General features: G+C 71.5%; 20 protein-coding genes. 13 read left to right on the top strand and 7 right to left on the bottom strand.

Translation table 11 applies throughout. From position 1 onward, the window contains the following. The first annotated feature begins 54 nt into the window (after window positions 1-54). Window positions 55-672, top strand: a complete 618-nt coding sequence (rpsD, locus tag MKK63_RS17250; protein WP_243922244.1) for a 30S ribosomal protein S4 — start codon at window positions 55-57, stop codon at window positions 670-672. Between the two features lie 108 nt (window positions 673-780). Here rpsD and MKK63_RS17245 read toward each other — a convergent pair whose 3' ends face one another. After that, on the bottom strand, window positions 781-1,095 hold the full coding sequence (locus MKK63_RS17245; RefSeq protein ID WP_244003886.1) for a hypothetical protein: 315 nt from the start codon (window positions 1,093-1,095) through the stop codon (window positions 781-783). A 114-nt stretch (window positions 1,096-1,209) separates the two neighbouring features. On the opposite strand from MKK63_RS17245, the gene MKK63_RS17240 reads away from it, so the two are divergent. The 6 genes from MKK63_RS17240 (at window position 1,210) to MKK63_RS17215 (ending at window position 5,414) form a co-directional block, all read left to right on the top strand. Then, window positions 1,210-1,584: a DUF2293 domain-containing protein gene (locus MKK63_RS17240; protein ID WP_244003884.1), complete on the top strand. Its 375-nt coding sequence runs from the start codon at window positions 1,210-1,212 to the stop codon at window positions 1,582-1,584. 75 nt (window positions 1,585-1,659) lie between these two features. Further along, a complete protein-coding gene (locus MKK63_RS17235; RefSeq protein ID WP_244003882.1) occupies window positions 1,660-1,869 on the top strand; it encodes a molybdopterin-binding protein in 210 nt (69 codons plus the stop codon). Between the two features lie 222 nt (window positions 1,870-2,091). Then, window positions 2,092-3,153: a tRNA (adenosine(37)-N6)-threonylcarbamoyltransferase complex transferase subunit TsaD gene (gene tsaD / locus MKK63_RS17230; protein WP_244003880.1), complete on the top strand. Its 1,062-nt coding sequence runs from the start codon at window positions 2,092-2,094 to the stop codon at window positions 3,151-3,153. Beyond that, complete coding sequence (locus MKK63_RS17225; protein WP_244003878.1) at window positions 3,150-4,001, top strand: GNAT family N-acetyltransferase; 852 nt, start codon at window positions 3,150-3,152, stop codon at window positions 3,999-4,001. Before tsaD ends, MKK63_RS17225 begins: the two co-directional genes overlap by 4 nt. Next, the gene (locus MKK63_RS17220; protein ID WP_244003876.1) at window positions 3,998-4,990 is read left to right on the top strand and encodes an NAD(P)H-dependent glycerol-3-phosphate dehydrogenase; all 993 of its coding nucleotides are present in this window, start codon (window positions 3,998-4,000) and stop codon (window positions 4,988-4,990) included. Before MKK63_RS17225 ends, MKK63_RS17220 begins: the two co-directional genes overlap by 4 nt. 73 nt (window positions 4,991-5,063) lie before the next feature. Then, window positions 5,064-5,414: a TfoX/Sxy family protein gene (locus MKK63_RS17215; protein WP_244003874.1), complete on the top strand. Its 351-nt coding sequence runs from the start codon at window positions 5,064-5,066 to the stop codon at window positions 5,412-5,414. A gap of 16 nt (window positions 5,415-5,430) precedes the next feature. Here MKK63_RS17215 and MKK63_RS17210 read toward each other — a convergent pair whose 3' ends face one another. After that, window positions 5,431-6,273, bottom strand: coding sequence for a LysR family transcriptional regulator (locus tag MKK63_RS17210; RefSeq protein ID WP_244003931.1), 843 nt, complete (start codon window positions 6,271-6,273; stop codon window positions 5,431-5,433). 109 nt (window positions 6,274-6,382) lie between these two features. Here MKK63_RS17210 and MKK63_RS17205 point away from each other — a divergent pair, with 109 nt between their 5' ends. Further along, window positions 6,383-6,520, top strand: coding sequence for a hypothetical protein (locus MKK63_RS17205; RefSeq protein WP_244003872.1), 138 nt, complete (start codon window positions 6,383-6,385; stop codon window positions 6,518-6,520). Window positions 6,521-6,653: 133 nt separating this feature from the next. On the opposite strand, the gene MKK63_RS17200 is transcribed toward MKK63_RS17205, so the two are convergent. After that, a complete protein-coding gene (locus MKK63_RS17200; RefSeq protein ID WP_244003870.1) occupies window positions 6,654-9,032 on the bottom strand; it encodes an EAL domain-containing protein in 2,379 nt (792 codons plus the stop codon). Between the two features lie 444 nt (window positions 9,033-9,476). Here MKK63_RS17200 and MKK63_RS17195 point away from each other — a divergent pair, with 444 nt between their 5' ends. The 3 genes from MKK63_RS17195 to MKK63_RS17185 all read left to right on the top strand — a co-directional run bounded on the left by MKK63_RS17195 (window position 9,477) and on the right by MKK63_RS17185 (window position 11,633). After that, window positions 9,477-9,893, top strand: coding sequence for an EVE domain-containing protein (locus tag MKK63_RS17195; RefSeq protein ID WP_244003929.1), 417 nt, complete (start codon window positions 9,477-9,479; stop codon window positions 9,891-9,893). A 245-nt stretch (window positions 9,894-10,138) separates the two neighbouring features. Further along, window positions 10,139-11,221 carry a DNA polymerase IV gene (dinB, locus tag MKK63_RS17190; protein ID WP_244003868.1) on the top strand — a complete coding sequence of 361 codons (1,083 nt, stop codon included), beginning with the start codon at window positions 10,139-10,141 and terminating at the stop codon, window positions 11,219-11,221. 154 nt (window positions 11,222-11,375) lie between these two features. After that, a complete protein-coding gene (locus tag MKK63_RS17185) occupies window positions 11,376-11,633 on the top strand; it encodes a hypothetical protein (protein ID WP_244003866.1) in 258 nt (85 codons plus the stop codon). Between the two features lie 58 nt (window positions 11,634-11,691). On the opposite strand, the gene MKK63_RS17180 is transcribed toward MKK63_RS17185, so the two are convergent. From MKK63_RS17180 to MKK63_RS17170, 3 genes are all read right to left on the bottom strand, one after another. Then, on the bottom strand, window positions 11,692-11,892 hold the full coding sequence (locus tag MKK63_RS17180; protein WP_244003865.1) for a hypothetical protein: 201 nt from the start codon (window positions 11,890-11,892) through the stop codon (window positions 11,692-11,694). Window positions 11,893-11,991: 99 nt separating this feature from the next. After that, on the bottom strand, window positions 11,992-12,618 hold the full coding sequence (gene pncA, locus MKK63_RS17175) for a bifunctional nicotinamidase/pyrazinamidase (protein WP_244003863.1): 627 nt from the start codon (window positions 12,616-12,618) through the stop codon (window positions 11,992-11,994). Then, window positions 12,615-13,592, bottom strand: coding sequence for a quinone oxidoreductase family protein (locus MKK63_RS17170; RefSeq protein ID WP_244003861.1), 978 nt, complete (start codon window positions 13,590-13,592; stop codon window positions 12,615-12,617). The genes pncA and MKK63_RS17170 overlap by 4 nt, the downstream gene beginning before the upstream one ends. Window positions 13,593-13,782: 190 nt before the next feature. Here MKK63_RS17170 and MKK63_RS17165 point away from each other — a divergent pair, with 190 nt between their 5' ends. Both MKK63_RS17165 and MKK63_RS17160 read left to right on the top strand, forming a co-directional pair. Continuing rightward, the gene (locus tag MKK63_RS17165; RefSeq protein ID WP_244003928.1) at window positions 13,783-14,079 is read left to right on the top strand and encodes a succinate dehydrogenase assembly factor 2; all 297 of its coding nucleotides are present in this window, start codon (window positions 13,783-13,785) and stop codon (window positions 14,077-14,079) included. A 23-nt stretch (window positions 14,080-14,102) separates the two neighbouring features. Further along, entirely contained in the window at window positions 14,103-14,333 is a 231-nt protein-coding gene (locus MKK63_RS17160) for a hypothetical protein (RefSeq protein ID WP_244003859.1), read from the top strand. A gap of 21 nt (window positions 14,334-14,354) precedes the next feature. On the opposite strand, the gene MKK63_RS17155 is transcribed toward MKK63_RS17160, so the two are convergent. Continuing rightward, window positions 14,355-14,702, bottom strand: coding sequence for a BrnA antitoxin family protein (locus MKK63_RS17155; RefSeq protein WP_244003856.1), 348 nt, complete (start codon window positions 14,700-14,702; stop codon window positions 14,355-14,357). Window positions 14,703-15,050: the final 348 nt, after the last annotated feature.

Genomic DNA, 15,050 nt, shown 5'->3' with positions numbered 1-15,050 from the left:
GTCCGGGAAAAGGAGGGCGCGTTCCTCAATCTCGGTCACGAGAGGACGCGAAACATGTCGAAGCGGATTCAGGCGAAGCACAAGCTCGACCGCCGCATGGGCCAGAACATCTGGGGCCGCCCGAAGAGCCCCGTCAACCGCCGTGAGTACGGCCCCGGTCAGCACGGCCAGCGCCGTAAGGGCAAGATGAGCGACTTCGGCACGCAGCTGCGCGCCAAGCAGAAGCTCAAGGGCTATTACGGCAACATCACCGAGAAGCAGTTCCGCCGCTACTACGCCGAGGCGATCCGCCAGCGTGGCGATTCCGGCGAGAACCTCGTGGGCCTGCTCGAGCGCCGCCTCGACGCCGTGGTCTACCGGTCGAAATTCGTCGCGACCCCGTTCGCCGCGCGCCAGTTCGTCAACCACGGCCACGTCAAGGTCAACGGCGTGCGCGTCAACATCCCGAGCTACCAGGTGAAGGCCGGTGATCTCATCGAGGTCAAGGAGTCGTCCCGTCAGCTCGAGATCGTCATCGTGGCGACCCAGCTCCCCGAGCGCGACGTGCCGGACTACATCGAGGCTGATCACGCCAAGATGACCGCCCGCGTCACTCGCATCCCCACCCTGTCGGAGGTGCCCTACCCGGTGCAGATGGAGCCGAACCTCGTCATCGAGTTCTACTCCCGCTAAAATTCGACCGGACACGGTCTCGACGGAGGGGCTGCCCATCGGGCGGCCCCTTCGCGTTTCTGCTGTCACGTCCCTGAACGGTGGCTCGCGGGACGGGACCCCGGAGCCTCAGCACCCGTGGCAGATCGAGCCCATCGTGTTGTGCATCTTGCTGTCCCAGGCCTTCGAGCGGGCCTCCGCAGCCTTCTGGGCCTTGATCATCTCGGCCTCGTTCACGGGGCGCGGTCCTCCGGTGGCCGTCAGGCCGGCGCCGGGGGGCTTGGTCTGGCCCGTGGCGGTGAGCTGCCGGCTGCGCCGGACGCCGGGGGCCGAATCCGGGACCGGTGCGACGCCGGCACCCCGGTCGGAACCCGGGGCCTGGGCCAGCGCTGGACTCGCCCCGAGCAGAACGCCCAGGATCACCGCGTGACGGATCGTTGCCATGAACCAGATCTCCCCGGCGGGGGTTCGTGTCCCTGTCCCGCCTCGTGTGAAAGCAATCTTAGCGGATCCGAGCCGTGAAATCACACCGCCGGAGGGCCCCCGGTGAGCGACGCAATGCCCCCCCGTAATCGGCGCGAGGCGGTGGCGGCGGCGCTGGCGCGGCTTGCCCCACGCCTGCCGGACTTCGAGGCTGATTCCGTCCTGGCCCGGGCGCTGGCGAGCCCGGGCCTGCGCCGGGCTGCGCCCGAGACCGCGGCGCGGCTCGCCCTCGTGACCTATGCCCGCCATGTCTTCACCGATTACGATGACCTCTTGGCCGATGGGTATGACCGGGACAGCGCCCGGCACTTCGTCCTCGACGACCTCAACGCGGCGCTCGTCGGCTGGGGCGCGGCGCCGATTCCCGAGGAGGAGGCCGAGCAAGAGACCGACGACGAGGGCGATACCGGGGACGAGCAAGAGGGCGATCCGACCCCGGAGGCGCGCTGAGGCGGTCGCGCGCGGGCCCACCTTGCTGTAGGAGACCGGCCCAGAGCCGCCCGGTGCGGCAGGGGAACCGGATTCATGAAGATCAGCGCGCGCAACGTCATCAAGGGCACGGTCCTCTCGGTCGAAAAGGGTGCGACCACGTCCCTCGTGAAGATCGAGATCAGCCCCGGACAAGTGGTCACGGCCTCGATCACCAACGCGGCGGTCGATTCGCTCAAGCTCGTCGCCGGCGGTTCCGCCTATGCGGTGATCAAGGCCTCCGACGTGATGGTCGCGGTCGACTGAGGCGGCGGAATACGCGCGCCGGCTCGATTGGTACGGGTCGGCGATGGCCCCCAAGCCACGGCCTGATCCTGAGGTGCAGCGAAGCCGCCTCGGAGGAGGGTTCCGCTGCGCTTCGGGACCACAGGACGCGGGTGCGGATGGGGAGGATGGCTTAGTCCAAGCCCCGCCTTCACACCCAGACTGCTGGCGGCTTCGAGGCTGCCCGAACCAGGAGATCCACGCGTGCAGAAGACGGTGCTCGGTATCGAGACCACCTGCGACGAGACCGCCGCCGCCGTGGTCTCGGTCGACGCGGATGGCGTCGGGCAGATCCGCGCCGACGAGGTGCTGAGCCAGATCGCCGAGCACGCGGCCTATGGCGGCGTTGTGCCCGAGATCGCCGCCCGCGCCCATGTGGAGGTGCTCGACCGGCTGATCGCCCGCGCCCTTGAGAGAGCCGGGATCGGCTTGCCCGAGCTCGACGGGATCGCGGTGGCGGCCGGGCCTGGGCTGATCGGCGGCGTGCTGGTCGGACTCGTCACCGCCAAGACCCTGGCGCTCGTGACCCGCAAGCCGCTGCTCGCCGTGAACCATCTGGAGGCCCACGCCCTCACGGCCCGGCTGACCGACGGGATCGCCTTCCCGTACCTGCTGCTGCTGGTCTCGGGCGGCCACACCCAACTCCTGGCGGTGCGCGGCGTCGGCGACTACGTCCGGCTCGGCTCCACCATCGACGACGCCATCGGCGAGGCTTTCGACAAGGCCGCCAAGCTGCTGGGCCTCGGCTATCCCGGCGGCCCCGAAGTCGAGCGCATGGCCGAGGCCGGCGATCCCGAGCGCTTCGCCCTGCCCCGGCCGATGCTCGGCCGGCGCGAGGCCAATTTCTCCCTCTCGGGCCTCAAGACCGCCCTGCGGATCGAGGCGGAAAAGATCGCCCCGCTCGCCGAGCGCGACGTCGCCGATCTCTGCGCGGGCTTCCAGGCCGCGGTGGTCGACGTCGTGGTGGACCGCGCCCGGGTCGCCTTGCGCGCCTTCTCGGGCGTGGCCGGACGGCCCACCGCCCTGGTGGCGGCGGGGGGCGTGGCGGCCAACGGCGCGATCCGGCGGGCGCTCGCCGCGTTGGCCGGCGAGGCGGGCTTGAGCTTCGTCGCCCCGCCCCTGCACCTCTGCGGCGACAACGGCGCGATGATCGCCTGGGCCGGTCTGGAGCGCCTGCGCCTCGGCCTGGTCGACGACCTCACCGCCCCGGCCCGGCCGCGCTGGCCGCTCTCGGCCGATCCGGCCGCCGCGGCGGCGGCCGGATGAGCGCGGCGGCGCGGCGCGCGCATTGGCGCGAACTCGTCGAACGCCGCCTGCCCGAGGCCGCCCGGCCGGACTGGCCGGTGCGCCTCGACCATTGCTTCGCGCGAATCCTGCTCGACAACACCTGCGGCGGCCCCTGGCGCGACCATGTCCGCCCGCCGGCCCACGCCAACATGCCGCTCGATCAGCTCGAGATGACGATCGCGCTGGGCGAGGCCGTGCTCGCCGAGCACGCGGATCTCGCCCTCCTGAACCGCCGCTCCCTGGCATGGCGGGGCAAGATCGCGTGCGCCGTGGTCCCCAACTGCCTCCGGGACGGCGACCTGATCCTGCGCCGCTGGCGTCCGGACGACACGGCGCCCTTCGCGGCGCTCAACGCCGACCCGGCGGTGATGGCCTACTTCCCCCGGCCGTGGACGGAAGCTGAGAGCGCCGTCGAGGCGGGCCTCTGCGACCGTCGCTTCGTGGCCGACGGCTTCGGACCCTGGGCGGTCGAGCAGGGCGGCCGGTTCCTTGGCTTCGTCGGCGCCTTCCGGATCATGCGGGCCCTGCCGTTCCCGGGGGGCGAGCGGGTCGGCGCGACGATCGAACTGGGCTGGCGCCTGACGCGGGATGCCTGGGGCCGCGGCATCGCCACCCGGGCCGCACGGCTGACGCTGGCCGACCTCGCCGGGCGCTGCGGCATCCGCGCCGTCGTGGCCTACACGGCGGCCGGAAACGACCGCTCCCGGGCGGTGATGGAGCGCCTCGGCATGGTCCCGGCCGGAACTTTTCCGCATCCGGCGGTGCCGGACGGGCCGTTGCGCCTCCACCGCCTCTATCGGCTCGAACACGCGGAGGTCCCGGCATGAGCGCGCCGATCAACGTCGTCGGTGGCGGGGCCTGGGGAACCGCACTCGCCAACGCCGCCGCCGCCGCCGCGCATCCCGTCACGCTCTGGCTGCGCGACCCGGAGGCCGCCGCCAGGCTCCAGGCCGAGCGGGAGAATCCGCGCTACCTTCCGGGCGTCCCGCTCCATCCGGGCATTCGCGCGACGGCGCAGTCTGAAAAACTCGCCGGCGCCCGGGCGACCCTGCTGGTGGTGCCGGCCCAGACCGTGCGCGGCGTGCTGGAATCCCTGCGTGCGCCCCTGGCCTCGGCCGGCCCGGTGATCCTCTGTGCCAAGGGTATCGAGCGCGGCAGCGACAGCTTCATGAGCGCCGTGGCGGGGGAAGTCCTGCCGCCGGACACGCCCGTCGCGGTCCTGTCGGGTCCAAGCTTCGCGGCCGACGTGGCCCGCGGCCTGCCCACCGCCGTGACCCTGGCGGCGGCCGATGCCGGCCGTGCCGCGTCCCTGTCGGCGCTGCTCTCGGGGCCGAGCCTGCGGCTCTACCACACCGACGACGTGCGCGGCGTCGAGATCGGCGGGGCCGGCAAGAACGTGCTGGCTATCGCGTGCGGGATCGTGGCCGGGCGCGGCCTCGGCGAGAGCGCCCGGGCGGCGCTGATCGCCCGGGCCTTCGCCGAGCTGATGCGCTTCGCCCGCGCCTTCGGCGGCCGGCCCGAGACGCTGATGGGCCTCTCGGGGCTCGGCGACCTCGTGCTGACGGCCTCCTCGCCGCAATCGCGCAACTTCGCCTTCGGGCAGCGGCTCGGCGCCGGGGCAACTCCAGACGAGGCCGCAGGCGGCAAGCTCGCCGAGGGCGCCTTCACGGCCGCGGCCCTGGCTGGCCTCGCGGCGGCGCAGGGCGTCGAGATGCCGGTGGCGCAGGCGGTCGCGGCGATCGTGGCGGGTTCGGCCGGGGTCGACGACGTAGTCGCCGCGCTGCTGGCGCGACCGCTGCGCGGGGAGACGGATTGAGACGCTCTCCGCCGGACAAATCTCTATCCAGCCCGTCGAAGGCTCTTCGAGCGTAAGCGAAGTGTGAAGGACGATGGCGACCAAGCAGAGCTCTGCCGAATTCATCGTCGAGCAGATCGGCGGGGCCGGACATGTCACCGCCCGGAAGATATTCGGCGAGTACGGCCTCTACTGCGACGGCAAATTGGTCGGGCTGGTGTGTGACGAGCGGTTGTTCGTCAAGCCGACTGCAGCGGGCCGGGCCTATCTCGGTTCCGTCACGGAAGCCGCGCCATATCCGGGGGCGAAGCCATGCTTCCTGATCGCCGGAGAAGCGTGGGACGATGCGGATTGGCTGATGGAACTCATCAAACGGACCGCCGCTGAGTTGCCGATTCCGGCGGCGAAGAAGGCCGGGCGCCGCCGCGTCAGGGCGCTGCCCTGACGACCCGCCAAAGGGCTCAGCCCTTTGGAAACCCGTGACGTGCTCCCCGGAACGCCGCCGTGATCGCCCGCAGCGTCTCCCGGGTCTTCGGGTCATAATGGGTGGCGTGCAGCACGATCGACAGCATGGGGAGCGGCGGCAGGCCCAGCGCCGGGCCGACATCCACCACGTCGGCCGGCGCGAGCCGGCGCGGGAAGGCCGCCACCGCCAGTCCCGCCGACAGGGCCGCGGCGATCGCGGCCGTTCCGCCTAAAAACACCTCCGTCCAGGCGATCCCGGCCCGGTCGAGCAGGCGGGCCGCCACGTCGCGGACGGCGCAGCAGGGCAAGGACGCGGCCAGCCGCAGCGGCTCCCCCGCTGGTTGCGCGAAGCCCGGCGCCGCGAACCAGCCGAACGGCTCCGGCCCCAGGATCTCGCCCGCGCGCCGGTCGTCGTCGCTGCGGATGATCGCCGCGTCGAGCCGGCCCGCCTCGAACCCGTCGAGCAGGGGACGGGCGTTGTCGATCTGCACCTCCACGGTCAGCGCCGGATCGACGGCGTTCATCCGCGCCAGCAGTGCCGGAACCTCCGGCCCCATCACGTGGGCCGCGATGCCGAGCCGGAAGCGGCGTGGCGGCGCCGTCAGCTCCGCCAGAGCCCGCTCATGCGCGGCCAAAAAATCCCGCGCCGCCGCGAGGAAGATCGCCCCCTGCGCGGACAGGCGGACCTGACGCGGCGTCCGCTCGATCAGCCGCTGGCCGAGTCGGTCCTCCAGCCGCTTCAGCTTCACGCTGACCGCGCCCTGCGTTGTCCCCAGCGCCTCGGTCCCGGTCGCGGCCCGGTTCCTCCAAGGGGTGAGGGGCGCCGCGATGCTTGCCAGACCGCCGTGCTGTCCCACCAGTTCCGGAACGGCGCGGAGCGCGGCATGACGTTCGGCTGTTGGGGCATCGGGTTCGGCCTCGACTTCGGTCCGCTGATCGGCGGCCGGATTGCTCGACGCGCTGGCCGAGACCGTGGCGGCCGGCAACCTCCCCGCCGACGGGGTCGGCTCGGCCCTGGCCCGGCTCGGCGCGTGGCTGTTCGCGGCCCTGAGCGCGCTCGCCTTCGGCCGGGTCAGGCCGGCGTGACCGTCAAGTCCGGGCTTCCAGAGGGCTGTAGCCCTTTGATGAACGTCAGGGCGAGGCCCTGACGTTCATCAAAGCTCTGCCCTGGACCCGCGAAAGGGCTCGCCCTTTCGAAACCATGACGGGATCGGGCCGCTCACGCCACGGCGGCGGCTGGATTCTGCGCGTCGCCGTGGGTGTATTCGGCGAAGTGCGCGATCGGTCCGGGCCGGCCGAGCAGGTAGCCCTGCGCGATGGTGCAGTGCTCCGCGGCCAGGAAGGACAGTTCGTCGTCGGTCTCCACGCCCTCTGCCACCACGGCGAGGCCGAGGCCGCGCCCCAGGCCCAACACGGAGCGCACGATCGCGGCGGCCTGCGGGTTGCTATTGACCGCCTTGATGAACGAGCGATCGATCTTGATCCGGTCGAACGGGAAGGAGCGCAGGTTCGACAGGGAGGAGTAGCCGGTGCCGAAATCGTCCATGGCGATCCGCACGCCGAGCGCCTTGAGCTGGCGCAGGGTGAGCAGCGCCCGCGCCGGATCGCGGATCAGCGCGGTCTCGGTGATCTCGATCTCGAGGCGCTCCGCCTTCAGGCCGCTCTCGAACAGGGCCCCGTGGACGAACTGGACGAAGTGCGGGTTGTGGAGCTGCACCGCCGAGACGTTGACGGCGATCGCCAGGGGCTGCGGCCAGAGGGCCGCCGTCCGGCAGGCCTCACGCAGCACGAAGGCGCCGATCTCCAGGATCGCCCCGGTCTCCTCGGCGATCGGCACGAACTCGGCCGGGGAGATCGGGCCGCGCTCCGGATGGCGCCAGCGCAGCAGCGCCTCGAAGCCCATCACCGCGCCGGTCTCGATCCGCGTCTGCGGCTGGTAGACGAGGTGCAGCTCGCCCCGGGACACCGCGTGGCGCAGGTCGTGCTCCAGCATGCGCCGGTCGCGGATCTGGGCGCCCATGCTGGCGTCGAAACGGCGGCAGGTGCCGCGCCCCTCGGCCTTGGCCCGGTACAGGGCGGCGTCGGCGTGGCTCAGGAGCGCGCGCTGGTCCTGCGCGTCGTCGGGATAGACCGCCAGCCCGATGCTGGTGGCGATCACCGGGCCGGAGGCCGCCGGCACCGCCGCGAGCATCGCCAGGATCCGCTCGGCCAGCCGCTCGGCCGATCCCTCGGCGGAGCCGTGTCCCAGGGGCGTCAGGATCGCGAACTCGTCGCCGCCGAGCCGGGCCATCAGCTGCGTGGGATCGAGCAGGCCCCCGACGCGCAGCGCGAGGTCGCGCAGCATCGCGTCGCCGGCGGCATGGCCGAACAGGTCGTTGACCTCCTTGAACCGGTCGAGGTCGAGGCAGAGAACGGCGAGCCGGGTGCCCTGGTCGTTTGCCGCGCGCAGCTCCCGCTCCAGCCGGGCGTGGAAGCTCGTCCGGTTGGCGAGCCCCGTGAGGGCGTCGTGATGGGCGAGGTAGTGGATCTGGCTCTCAGCGCGGCGGCGGGCGCGCAGGTCGCGCACCGCCACGGCGTAGTGCGGCTGGCGGCCGTACTCCGCCACCGGCCGCATGATCACCTCCACCGGGACGGTCCCGCCACCCGCCGGCACGAGTTCGGCCTCGACGGGCTCTCCGGCCGTGCCGGCCGCCGCCGCAAGGCCGGGCAGGTAGGTGGACAGGCGGGCGCCCACCAGGGAAGCGGCCTGCGTGCCGGCGAGCCGGGCGAAGGCCTCGTTGGCGCTGACGATCTGGCCGTCGCGGCACACCACGAGGCCCTCGACGGCCGCGTTGGCGAGGCTGCGCAGGCGCTCGCGCTCGGATTCGGCGCGCCGCCGCTCCCGCAGGTCGAGGAGGAGGGCGGCCCCGGCGAGCAGGAGGATCAGCGAACTGGCCAGGGCGACGGCTGCGGCGAGCCATTCGGTCCGGATCGCGCTCGCGGGGATCGCCACCGTGGGATCGGGCAGGATGGTCACCGCGGCCATCCCGGTGAAGTGATGGCCGCAGATCGCCAGGAGCAGCAGCCCGGCGCCGAGGCCCCGGCCCCGGACGGTGACGGCCGACAGGCCCGCCACCAGGGCCAGGGCGCCCAGCACGGCGCCGACCACCACCGAGCCGGCGACCACCGCCGGGTTCCAGATCAGATGCCCCGGCACCTGATAGGCGGCCATGCCGGTGTAGTGCATCGCCGCGATGCCGCCGCCCACGACGGCACCGCCGACCGCCGCCCGCGCCCGGCCCCCCATGGCCGCCAGGGCGAAGCCGAGCCCGGTGATCGCGACGGCATCGGCGTAGGACAGGATCGTGAGGCCGATCCCGTAGCCCGAGGGCAGACCCGGCGCGTAGGCGAGCATGGCCAGGAAATGCGTGGCCCAGATCCCCGAGCCCCCCGCCACCGCGGCGACGGCGAGCCACGTGTAGCGGCTGCGCCCGCCGGCCCGCCCGGCATGGGCGAGCAGCCCGGTCGCGGTCGCGCTCGCCAGCGCGCAGACCATGGCCGCGAGGGCCACTAACCACAAGTTGTGTTCCCCGACGAAGCAGCCGATCACGGTCAGCATATGAACAATCAGCGGTAGTTACATGGCTTTGTTGATAGAATTACTAATGATTAGAGTTTAATATTTGAACAACAGCCACGGTCTACACCCCATGGCGCGAAGTACGGGTCGGCATAGTCTGCTCCCTGACCGAGCCGGCATGCTGCGCGGTGCCACGGGTTCGCGGCACGCGCAGGATGCCGGAGGGGGGCGTGGCAACGCGATCGGGGGCCGCTCGCGCGCGCACCGCCGAAGTGGACTCCGGTCCGACGCGTGAGCGCGCGCCACAACATGGGCTTAGAGCCGCGCGCGATTGCCACGCGATCGGGCCCAGTTCTAAGAGCCTCTCACACAACGTCCGATCACCGGGAGCCCTCCCGCCGCAGGCGACGGCGCGGCGGGCGTTGTGTGACAGGCTTCAAGACGGGTGCGCCGCCGAACCGGGCGGCCGGTGGGGATGCGGCGATGGCGTACTGGCTGTTCAAATCCGAGCCCGCGACTTGGTCGTGGGACCAGCAGATGCGGGCCGGCGCGGTGGGCACGTTCTGGAACGGGGTGCGCAACCACCTCGCCAAGAAGCATCTGATGGCCATGCAGGTCGGCGAGCAGGGCTTCTTCTACCACTCGAACGAGGGCAAGGCGGTGGTCGGCCTCGTGGAGGTGATCCGGCCTTATTACCCGGATCACACCGACGAGACCGGCCGCTTTGGCATGGTCGACGTGCGCGCCCTGGAGGCGCTGCCGCGCCCGGTGACGCTCGACGCCATCAAGGCCGATCCGGCGCTCGCCGACATGGTGCTGGTGAACAATTCACGCCTGTCGGTGCAGCCGGTGACCGAGGCCGAATGGGCCCGGGTGCGTGTCCTGGGCGGACTCGACTGAGCGCGCCTGACGGAATGGGCACAGTCGCTGAGGCGCTGGAGCGTAGCGCAGGCCTCGAAGAAGCCCTCCAGCTGGCCGCGCGATCCCTGGAGCCCTCCTTCGAGGCTCGCTGACGCGGGCGCCCCAGGATGAGGTGGCTGGGTGGAACTTCCCTGTTGAGCCCCATTCAACACGCCTTGACCCCAGCGCTCCGCCGCGCTCTTTCAGAACAGAACGGGAACTAACCGCGGATCTTTGAGGCGGCGATGGATCCGGAGGTCGCGCTCCGAAAAATCATCCACATCGACATGGACGCGTTCTACGCCTCCGTGGAGCAGCGCGACGACCCGTCCTTGCGCGGCAAACCCCTGGCGGTGGGCGGCTCGCGGGAGCGGGGCGTGGTGGCGGCGGCGAGCTACGAGGCGCGCACGTTCGGCGTCCGCTCGGCCATGCCGTCGGCCACCGCCCGGCGGCTCTGTCCGGACCTGCTGTTCGTGAAGCCGCGCTTCGAGGTCTACCGGGGGGTCTCGGAGGAGATCCGCGCGGTCTTCGCCCGGCACACGGCGCTGATCGAACCGGTGGCCCTCGACGAGGCCTATCTCGACGTCACCGAGAATCTTCTGGGGCTGCCCACCGCCACCGCCGTGGCCAAGGCGATCCGGGCCGAGATCCTGGAGCGCACCGGGCTCGTGGCCTCGGCCGGGGTCTCGTACAACAAGTTCCTGGCCAAGGTGGCCTCCGACCACAAGAAACCGAACGCCCTGTTCGTCATCACCCCCGCCATGGGGCCGGACTTCGTGGCCGAACTGCCGATCGGCCGGTTCCACGGGGTCGGCCCGGTCACCGAGGCCAAGATGAAGCGGCTCGGGATCCACACCGGGGCGGACCTGCGCGCCTGGGCGCCGGAGCGCCTGCGCGAGATCTTCGGCTCGTCGGCGGCGTACTACCACGCGGTCGCCCGCGGCATCGACGCGCGGCCGGTGCGCGCCCACCGGGTGCGCAAGTCGATCGGCGCCGAGACAACCTTCTCGGAGGACACCGCCGCCTTCGAGGTCCTGGCCGCCCGGCTGGCGCCCCTGTTGGACAAGGTCTGGGCCGGCGCCGTCGCCAAGGGCATGCGCGGCCGGACCGTGACCCTGAAGCTCAAGTTCTCGGATTTTGCCCAGGTCACCCGGGCGAAATCGCTCGTCGCCCCCGTGCCCGACCGGGCGAGCCTGGAGCGGATCGGCCTCGATCTGCTCGCCGGACTGTTTCCCCTGCGGCGCAGCGCGCGGCTGATCGGCGTGTCGCTGTCGGGCTTCGCCCAGGGGGAGGATGAGGCGCCGATGCAACTCGGGTTAGAGATTTAGCCGTCTGATCAATTTTAGGTTACAAGTCTTATGCTGCGACGCGGCGCCTATTGTGCGATGCCGCACTTTCGGTCCGGCGAGGCCACCCCAGATTGAGGACACGGCGTGCGGCACCGTACGGACGGGCGCCGCCGGAATGGAAGGACCCTCCCCCATGTCGAAGCCCGCTTCGCTGATCGCCGCCTGCGCGCTGACCCTGACCCTCCCGGCCGGCGCCGCCCTCGCGGATGGCAATGCCGCCTTTGGCGCCTCCAACACGGCGCTCCTGATGGGCAACACCGCGAGCCCCGGGCGCCTCTACGTGCCAACCCCCGGTGACGAGGATCGGATCGTCACCAGCTCCATCGCGGCCCCGACCGTCGCGCCCACCCCGCATGGGCGGAAGGCTCCGGCCCGCAACACGGTCCGCTGAACGAATCGCAGGCCCGGGCGCCCAATCGGCGCTCGGGCCGACGTGAGGTTGCGAACGCTCAGGCGTTCTTGCGCGGGCGGTGATCCGGGTCGATGCCGCCATCCACCTTCGTCTCGTTGTCCACGTCGCCCTCGAAGGTCGAATCGGCCTGCAGATCCGCCGGGTCGGCGCCGCTCATGCCCTTCGAGGTGCCGATGCCGGGATTGCCCTTGAGGTCGGCATCCGTGGGGGTCGCGGTCTTGGGGTGCTTGCTTGACATGCTGGCTCCTGTCGGATGCTGGAGCCGGGCCAACGCTTCGGGGCCGGGACGGTCGCCCGCCTGCCGTGCGGCGGTTCGCCTCCCGGGCGATGCGGGCGCTCAGCCGATCTCCGCCGCCGCGATCCGGAGGACGCCCGCCGCCTCCATCCGCGCCCAGGCGTCGGCGAGCGACCCCTCGACGTCGATCCCGCGCACCGCATCCGCCGCCACGCAGACGTCGAAGCCCGCCGCGCGGGCATCCAGCGCGCTCCAGGCCACGCAGAAATCGGTGGCGAGCCCACACAGGACGACCCGGGTGATCCCGCGTTCCCGGAGCGCCCCGGCGAGCCCGGTGCGGGCGGTCCGGTCGGCCTCCAGGAAGGCCGAGTAGCTGTCGATCCGGGGATCCAGCCCCTTCCGGATCACGAGCCCCGCCCGGTCGGTGGCGAGCCCCGGCGCGAACGCCGCGCCCGGGCTGCCCTGGACGCAGTGCCGGGGCCACAGAACCTGCGCGCCGTAGGGGAGCGCCACGCGCTCGAACGGGGCCCGCCCGGCATGGTTGTCCGCGAAGGAGACGTGGTCGGCCGGGTGCCAGTCCTGCGTCAGGGCCACATTCCGGAAGCGGCCCTGCAGCGCATTGATCGGCCCGACCACCGCGTCGCCCTCCGGGACGGGGAGCGCCCCGCCCGGAAGGAAATCGACCTGCACGTCGATCACGAGGAGCAGGTCGGAGGCGCCGGGTGTCACGGCAGCATCACGATCGAGCCGGTGGTCTCCCGGCCCGCGAGGTCGCGATGCACCTGCTGCGCCTCGGCCAGCGGGTAGGTGGCGTTGACCGCGATCTTCACCGCGCCGTGGCCGACCACCGCGAACAGGCGGGCGGCGGCCTCCTCCAGGGTGGCGCGGTTGGACGAGAAGGTCGCCAGCGTCGGGCGGGTCACGTAGAGCGAGCCGCGCGGGGCGAGCAGGCCGAGGTCGAGCCCGGTGATCGCCCCGGAGGCCGAGCCGAAGCTCGCCAGCAGGCCAAGCGGCGCGAGGCTGTCGAGCGAGCCCATCAGGGTCGCCTGCCCGACGCCGTCATAGACCACCGGCACGCCCTTGCCGCCGGTGATCTCGCGCACCCGCTTGGCGACATCCTCCTCGCGGTACAGGATGACGTGGTCGCAGCCATTCTGCTTGGCGAGTTCCGCCTTCTCGGGGCTGCCGGCGGTGCCGATCACCGTGGCGCCGAGGTGCTTGGCCCATTGGCAGGCGATCAGGCCGACGCCGCCGGCGGCCGCCTGCCACAGGATCGTGTCGCCGGGCTTCACCGCATAGGTCCGGTGCAGCAGGTACTCGACGGTCAGGCCCTTGAGCATCATGGCGGCGGCGGTCTGCTCGTCGACGCCGTCGGGGATCGGCACGGCCGCTGAGGCCGCGACCACCGGCTCCTCGGCGTAGCAGCCATCCGCCACCGAGCCGTAGGCGACCCGGTCGCCCGGCTTGAACTGGGTTACGCCCTCGCCGACCGCCGTGACGGTGCCGGCGCCCTCCTTGCCGGGGGTGTAGGGCAGGTGCGGCGACTTGTAGGCGCCGGTGCGGAAGTAGATGTCGATGAAGTTGACGCCGATGGCCGCTTGGCGGACCCGGATCTGGCCGGGGCCGGGCTCGGCCAGGGGGACGTCCTCGAACTTCATCACCTCGGGGCCGCCGTACTCGTAGACCCGGATCGCCTTCGGCATCGCTGGACTCCCGCTCGCCGCCCCGTGCGGGGCGTTGGCCCTTCGAGATAACGAAGCGTCGGGCGGAGGCAATTGCTTTTTGGCCCTCGCCCCGCGGGGCCTCCGGGGCCGGATCCTGGATCCTCGCCGGATGGCCGCCTATCTTGGCGTGAACGCCCGCCCGTCCCTCCGACCGGAAGTCCCGAAGAAAATGTCCGGCACCACCCGCACCAGCGCCGACCTCGATCCGCGCCGCCGCCGCCTCCTCTTCCGCGCCTGGCACCGGGGCATCCGCGAGATGGATCTGATCATGGGCCGCTTCGCCGATGCCGAGATCGGCACCCTGTCGGAGGCGGAACTCGACCAGTTCGAGGCGCTGATCGAGGTGCCGGACCGCGACCTGTTCAAGTGGCTCACCGGCGAGGTCGAGACACCCTCGAACTACGACACGTCGGTCTGGCAGCGCGTGCGCGCGTTTCACCGGCACGATGCGCCGATCCATTCCTGAGAGGGACCGCCAGAGTGCCTGACATGGACGAACCCAAGCCCAATTACGACCACCCGGCCCGCTCGATCGCCACCGAACTGGTGGTGCGAATCATGCTGGAGATGATGGAGCGCTCCGATCCGGCGCTCCGCGGCGAGATCCTGCGGCAGGCCACGGCCCGCGCGGAGGCGATGACGCAGGACATGCCCAACGCGGATTTCTTCCGCGGCCGGGTCGAGGCGGCGCTGGCCGAGATCGTCGGGCCCGACGCGTGAGGAGCCCGGTCGGGAAAGCGCTCAGCGGCCCTTCCCGACCGCGAGCATGTGGCGCCGCAGCACCGCGTTGATCCGTGCCTGATAGCCCCGGCCGGCGCGTCGGAAGTAGCGCAGCACGTCGCTATCCAGCTGGATTGAGACCGCCTCCCTGTCCGGCGAGCCCACTGTGGAATCGTCCCAGAAGGCGTCGTCGAGCCCGGGATGGTCCGGGTCGAAGGCGCTCATGTGCTCGATCGCCTCCTCGGTGAGCGCCGCGAGCTGTCCACGGTCGCTGCCGGTGGCGACAGGCCGGAACGTCCAGTCGGGCTGCCGCTGCAGCATTGTACCGTCCGCCAAGCGGGTGAAGGTGATCGCGTCAGCATGCGCCATAGCGTGCGCGGTTCCTTCTTGGTCGCGGGCCAAGCGGTGACGAGCCGCGTCACCGGTCCACGCATGGTGTAGACGACGGTGAAGACCCCATCGCGGGCTTGGCCGACGGTAATCCGGCGCTCCTCGCCGTCATCGCCAGACGAGGCGCGGGTCCCCTCTCCCGTGCGGGAGAGGGACAGGGTGAGGGATCGGGGCCTTCAGGAAGAGGAGCGCTCTATCGGCGCGGCGATGTTCGATCCTGAGCGTTCTCGCCCCTCACCCCAACCCTCTCCCGCACGGGAGAGGGGGCTCGTCGCGTCCGGAACGTTCGTCGGTGCTCCCCCTGTCGCGTCGTCTCTCCAGCAGCGG

Origin of the sequence: Methylobacterium sp. J-088, assembly GCF_022829295.1 — a bacterium.
Lineage (GTDB): Bacteria > Pseudomonadota > Alphaproteobacteria > Rhizobiales > Beijerinckiaceae > Methylobacterium.
Note: the sequence above shows the minus strand (reverse complement) of the source record. Positions and strands in the feature narration are given on the sequence as shown.

What these genes read in the sequence shown, in the direction of transcription:
- rpsD (WP_243922244.1), top strand. Translation starts at nt 55, where the DNA reads ATGTCGAAGCGGATTCAGGCGAAGCACAAGCTCGACCGCCGCATGGGC.
- MKK63_RS17245 (WP_244003886.1), bottom strand. Translation starts at nt 1,095, where the DNA reads ATGGCAACGATCCGTCACGCGGTGATCCTGGGCGTTCTGCTCGGGGCG.
- MKK63_RS17240 (WP_244003884.1), top strand. Translation starts at nt 1,210, where the DNA reads ATGCCCCCCCGTAATCGGCGCGAGGCGGTGGCGGCGGCGCTGGCGCGG.
- MKK63_RS17235 (WP_244003882.1), top strand. Translation starts at nt 1,660, where the DNA reads ATGAAGATCAGCGCGCGCAACGTCATCAAGGGCACGGTCCTCTCGGTC.
- MKK63_RS17225 (WP_244003878.1), top strand. Translation starts at nt 3,150, where the DNA reads ATGAGCGCGGCGGCGCGGCGCGCGCATTGGCGCGAACTCGTCGAACGC.
- MKK63_RS17220 (WP_244003876.1), top strand. Translation starts at nt 3,998, where the DNA reads ATGAGCGCGCCGATCAACGTCGTCGGTGGCGGGGCCTGGGGAACCGCA.
- MKK63_RS17215 (WP_244003874.1), top strand. Translation starts at nt 5,064, where the DNA reads ATGGCGACCAAGCAGAGCTCTGCCGAATTCATCGTCGAGCAGATCGGC.
- MKK63_RS17200 (WP_244003870.1), bottom strand. Translation starts at nt 9,032, where the DNA reads ATGCTGACCGTGATCGGCTGCTTCGTCGGGGAACACAACTTGTGGTTA.
- MKK63_RS17195 (WP_244003929.1), top strand. Translation starts at nt 9,477, where the DNA reads ATGGCGTACTGGCTGTTCAAATCCGAGCCCGCGACTTGGTCGTGGGAC.
- dinB (WP_244003868.1), top strand. Translation starts at nt 10,139, where the DNA reads ATGGATCCGGAGGTCGCGCTCCGAAAAATCATCCACATCGACATGGAC.
- MKK63_RS17185 (WP_244003866.1), top strand. Translation starts at nt 11,376, where the DNA reads ATGTCGAAGCCCGCTTCGCTGATCGCCGCCTGCGCGCTGACCCTGACC.
- MKK63_RS17180 (WP_244003865.1), bottom strand. Translation starts at nt 11,892, where the DNA reads ATGTCAAGCAAGCACCCCAAGACCGCGACCCCCACGGATGCCGACCTC.
- MKK63_RS17170 (WP_244003861.1), bottom strand. Translation starts at nt 13,592, where the DNA reads ATGCCGAAGGCGATCCGGGTCTACGAGTACGGCGGCCCCGAGGTGATG.
- MKK63_RS17165 (WP_244003928.1), top strand. Translation starts at nt 13,783, where the DNA reads ATGTCCGGCACCACCCGCACCAGCGCCGACCTCGATCCGCGCCGCCGC.
- MKK63_RS17160 (WP_244003859.1), top strand. Translation starts at nt 14,103, where the DNA reads ATGGACGAACCCAAGCCCAATTACGACCACCCGGCCCGCTCGATCGCC.
- MKK63_RS17155 (WP_244003856.1), bottom strand. Translation starts at nt 14,702, where the DNA reads ATGGCGCATGCTGACGCGATCACCTTCACCCGCTTGGCGGACGGTACA.